The 4,012-nt window shown below is 67.3% G+C and carries 4 protein-coding genes; 1 reads left to right on the forward strand and 3 read right to left on the reverse strand.

The genetic code is table 11. The features are described from left to right. Positions 1 to 479 precede the first annotated feature (479 nt). Positions 480 to 1,193: a TetR/AcrR family transcriptional regulator gene (locus ACFVZH_RS39905; protein ID WP_384905505.1), complete on the reverse strand. Its 714-nt coding sequence runs from the start codon at positions 1,191 to 1,193 to the stop codon at positions 480 to 482. A 113-nt stretch (positions 1,194 to 1,306) separates the two neighbouring features. On the opposite strand from ACFVZH_RS39905, the gene ACFVZH_RS39910 reads away from it, so the two are divergent. Then, positions 1,307 to 2,008, forward strand: coding sequence for an NAD(P)-dependent oxidoreductase (locus ACFVZH_RS39910; protein ID WP_384905508.1), 702 nt, complete (start codon positions 1,307 to 1,309; stop codon positions 2,006 to 2,008). Between the two features lie 189 nt (positions 2,009 to 2,197). On the opposite strand, the gene ACFVZH_RS39915 is transcribed toward ACFVZH_RS39910, so the two are convergent. Together ACFVZH_RS39915 and ACFVZH_RS39920 are read right to left on the reverse strand one after the other, a co-directional pair. Beyond that, positions 2,198 to 3,129 (reverse strand): IS5 family transposase gene (locus ACFVZH_RS39915; protein ID WP_384905510.1). Its coding sequence is split into 2 segments (ribosomal slippage): positions 2,198 to 2,791 and positions 2,794 to 3,129, totalling 930 coding nucleotides; the frame shifts between segments, so codons are not numbered across the junction. 68 nt (positions 3,130 to 3,197) lie between these two features. Further along, the gene (locus ACFVZH_RS39920) at positions 3,198 to 3,815 is read right to left on the reverse strand and encodes a hypothetical protein (protein WP_384905512.1); all 618 of its coding nucleotides are present in this window, start codon (positions 3,813 to 3,815) and stop codon (positions 3,198 to 3,200) included. Between the last annotated feature and the right edge of the window lie 197 nt (positions 3,816 to 4,012).

Below are 4,012 nucleotides of genomic sequence, written 5' to 3' on the forward strand. Positions count from 1 at the left end.
ACGTCCACCGGGCGCCGTCTCTCCAGGTCCACCAGGATCGTGGCGTACTAGTCACCTTTCCGCAGCGCGAAATCGTCGACACCGAGCACGCGAATATGTCCGACGAATTCTTCCGGCGTAGCGCGGACCAGACGTAACCGGGTGTCCTTGGCGACGCACAGGCCCAGCGCCGCGGCCAGGCGGGCTCCCGCGCGGGCATCGTGACCACCCCGGCCACAGCCCGCTCGACCAACTCCACGACGACGCCGGCCAGATGAGGGAACAACACCTCGGAACTCCGCGAAGAACACGCGAGCCATGATCACAACCACCACTGACACCGCAGCGTCACAAGATCAGCGCCAGAGCCGTAATTCCCCAGGCGGAGCTCCCTCCGTTGACGCGGGTGCGCAGACTGGCGGGATCGACGCTTTAGTGTGATTTACGCCTGCCGGGGCGAGTCAGCGGTACAGCTGGCCGCTTGCGCAGGGCCATCACCTCTACGGTGTGATGCCCAAGGACCGGATGAGCTGGGCGAGTTCTTCGCGGAAGAGCTTTTCCGGGCTGAGTGCCTGGGTCTGCAGGTGGCCGTAGATCTCCAGTGACACCAGGCCGTGCAGGTGGCTCCAGATGCGCAGGGCAAGGGCCACGGCGGCCGGGGGCAGGTCGGGGAAGGCCGGGCGGACCTTGTCCAGCAGACCGAGATCGAAGTCGGACCACTCGAAGTGGCTGTCCGAGTAGCGGAGCTCGGCGTGTGGCCAGGCTGCGGCCGCGAGTGCGGTGATGCCGGTGCAGACGCGGTGGGCGGCTTCCGGGGCGGCGCCGCCTTCGGGGGGCCGGTAGCCGGGGACGGGGTCGCCGTAGATGAGACGGAAGCCCTCGGGGTTGGCCAGCGCCCAGCTCCTGAAGGCGTGGGCCCATGCCTGGATCCGGGCGGCCGGGTCCTGGGCGGGGGTGGCGTCCCAGGCGGCGTCCACGGTGTCGGCCAGCGAGGTGTAGACGTTGCTGATCAGCGTGGTGACCAGGTCGTCGCGGGTGGCGAAGTAGCCGTAGATGGCGTTGGCCGTCATGCCCATCTCGCGCGCGATGGCCCGCAGCGTGATCGCATCCGGTCCCCCCGAGGCCATCAACTCCAGCGCGACCTTCTTGATCTCGGCGGTCGTCTCGGCCCTCAGCCGCTCTCGGCGCCCCTTGGTGTTTCCCACGCTTCCCATGGCTCCTGACTCTACAGCGTCACAATACTGAACCCCGTATCAATACTTCACGCCGTGTACTCTCTGCATGCCGTGAAGATGTCGGCAGTGCGAGCAACTACCCAGGGAGAGCCATGCACATCGGAGTCATCGGGGCCACGGGCGGCATCGGCAGTCGCGTCGTCACCGAAGCCCTCGACCGGGGGCATCACGTCACGGCCTTCAGCCGCGACGCCACGCGGATCGACGAGAACCGGAAGAACATCGCCTGGAAGAGCGTCGACGTCCTCGACGCGGACGGCGTCGCCGCCGTCATACCCGGCCTCGATGTACTGATCAGTGGATTCCAGCCCGGAAACGCCACCAAGGACATCGCCGACACCGTGGCACGCTCGATCGCCGATCCCACGGTGTACGCCACTGCCGCGCGAGCACTCCTGAAGGCGCTGGAGAGCCACCCTCGGACCCGGCTCATCGTCATCGGCGGCGCCGGCAGTCTGGAGATCGAGCCCGGAGTCGTGCGGGCCGACTCCGACGAACTCCTGCACGAGGCCCTCGATGAGATCGGCCTGCCGAGGGAGTACTCCGCCGCGGTGCGCGGCCACCGCGACGCCCTGAACGTCCTGCGCACCTCCAACCGACTGTGGACCTACTTCAGCCCCGCAGAGGACATCGCACCCGGCGAACGTACGGGCAGGTTCCGTATCGGCGGCGACCAGCCGGTCCTCGACGCAGACGGGCGCAGCAGCATCTCCATGGAGGACGCCGCCATTGCCCTCGTCGACGAGGCGGAGCTGCCGCGCTTCGTCCAACGCCGCTTCACCATCGGCTACTGACCGACGCCAACGGACCAAGGCTGCATCTGTCGGATGGGCCTGACAGTGCGCCGCAGCACCGGTAGGACCGGATGCCCACGGAGGCGCGTTCGGGATCCCATGGGGAATATCGTCACCGTTCACAACCGGCTTCGGCACAGCAGCTCACGCCGGCATCGGGGTTCGGCCGCTTAGGCAGTGTCCGGTCGATCATGTTCGGAGCCAGATGGTGAGGGCTGCGGTGGTTGCGGTGCCGAGGTAGACGTAGCGGCGCTTGTCGTAGCGGGTGGCCACCGCCCGGTGCTGCTTCAGTCGGTTGATGGCACGCTCGACGGTGTTGCGTTTCTTGTACCGCTCTTCGTCGAAGCCCGGTGGCCGTCCGCCGCGTGCCCCTTTGCGTAGGCGGGCGGCCTGGCTGTCGATCTTCTCGGGAATCGTGTGGCGGATGCCCCGTTGCCGCAGATAGTCGCGGCAGGGCCCGTTGCTGTATGCCTTGTCGGCTGCGACGCTGTCCGGCTTCTTGCGTGGCCTTCCCGGACCGCGCTTCGGGACGCGGATCCTCTCCAGGACCGGCTTGAACTGCGTGCAGTCCGCCCGCTGTCCTGGTGTGACGACCAGGGACAGCGGGCGGCAGCGGCCGTCCGCGCTCAGGTGGAGCTTGGTGGTGAACCCGCCGCGCGAGCGGCCCAGGCCCTCACCTCCCGCACCACCTCCACCGGGCGGGCGTGCAGGCTCTGCCATGGCGTTTCGTCCTGATGTTCTGGCCCTTCGGCCCCCTTTGACGTGGGGGCCGGCGGCGGGTCGGTGCGGGCACCCGCCGCATGCTGATGCGCCCGCACGACGGTGGAGTCGACCGAGACGTTCCAGTCGATCTCACCCGCCGCATCCGCCGCCGCCTGGACCTGCTGGAGCAGACGCTCCCAGGTCCCGTCGGCAGACCACAGCCTGTGCCGTTCGTAGACGGTCTTCCAGGGTCCGAACCGTTCGGGCAGGTCACGCCACTGCACGCCGGTCCGTACCCCATGCAGAATCCCGTCGATCACCTGCCGATGGTCCCGCCACCTGCCACAACGCCTGTTGCTGACAGGAAGGAACGGCCGCAGCCGTTCCCACTCCGCGTCACTCAGATCACCCCGCCCCATATCCGTCCCAACGACCTGAAGCCAGGGCAGTCACATGATCGGCCTGGGGCGGTCGGCCCGATCGGGGGTTACTCCTGCCGTGGCCCGATGACGCACTGGCCAATCTGTTCTGCCAGCCAGGCGGCGTGCCGTTCCTCGGCCCCCCTGTCGCTCCTGCGGAGCCCGTGGACGAACACGGTGTGGTCATCGGCACGTTCGTCGAGATCTTTGGTGCGGCAGTTGAAGAGAAGAGAAACCCCGGTATGGTTGGCTTCGCCGTGGATGCCGCAGTCCGGTACGTCAGGCCAGGCCAGGCTGTCCCACCAGATCTCGCCGATGTTCGACCCTACCGAGGCAGCGAAATCGTCCTCGATGCTGCCCACTGGCCGGTACTCCATCGATGCCCAGAGCGGCAGGTGATGGTGCAGGGAGTCCGGGTCCGTGGAGAGCTCGGGTGCATGGATACCGCCGTGCAGACGAGTCGGGTCGGAGGGATCCCGCGCCCAGTCCTCGATGTCCTCCTTCCTGAACCAGGAATCCGGCAGCGCCTCGCGTATCCGCAGCACTTCCCGGACCGTCCGCAGTTCGACGTCCACCGACACCTGCGCGTACTGCTGGTCACCGACCGCCACAAGCTCTCGCGCCACGCGCAAGGCCGCTGCTGGGTCGGTAGTACGGAAGACGGGGTACGAGACGGGGTTGGACATGCGAGCACCCTGACACACTCGAGAGTGGGCGAGGATCCATTTTCCTGGCGCTGTTCGGGGCCTTGATCTCGACGGACTGTCACATGATCGGCCGGACAAGTCCTAGTACTCCAGCAGGATTTTACTGTCTGACCTGCGGGTTTCGCTGGGCGGCTGGAGTGTAGCGGGGCTTCGATCGTGCGGGGGCGGTCTCACGG

The organism is Streptomyces sp. NPDC059534, assembly GCF_042743475.1.
GTDB lineage: Bacteria > Actinomycetota > Actinomycetes > Streptomycetales > Streptomycetaceae > Streptomyces.

Coding starts and splice junctions, on each gene's coding strand:
- ACFVZH_RS39920 (WP_384905512.1), bottom strand. CDS start 3,815: ATGTCCAACCCCGTCTCGTACCCCGTCTTCCGTACTACCGACCCAGCA.
- ACFVZH_RS39910 (WP_384905508.1), top strand. CDS start 1,307: ATGCACATCGGAGTCATCGGGGCCACGGGCGGCATCGGCAGTCGCGTC.
- ACFVZH_RS39905 (WP_384905505.1), bottom strand. CDS start 1,193: ATGGGAAGCGTGGGAAACACCAAGGGGCGCCGAGAGCGGCTGAGGGCC.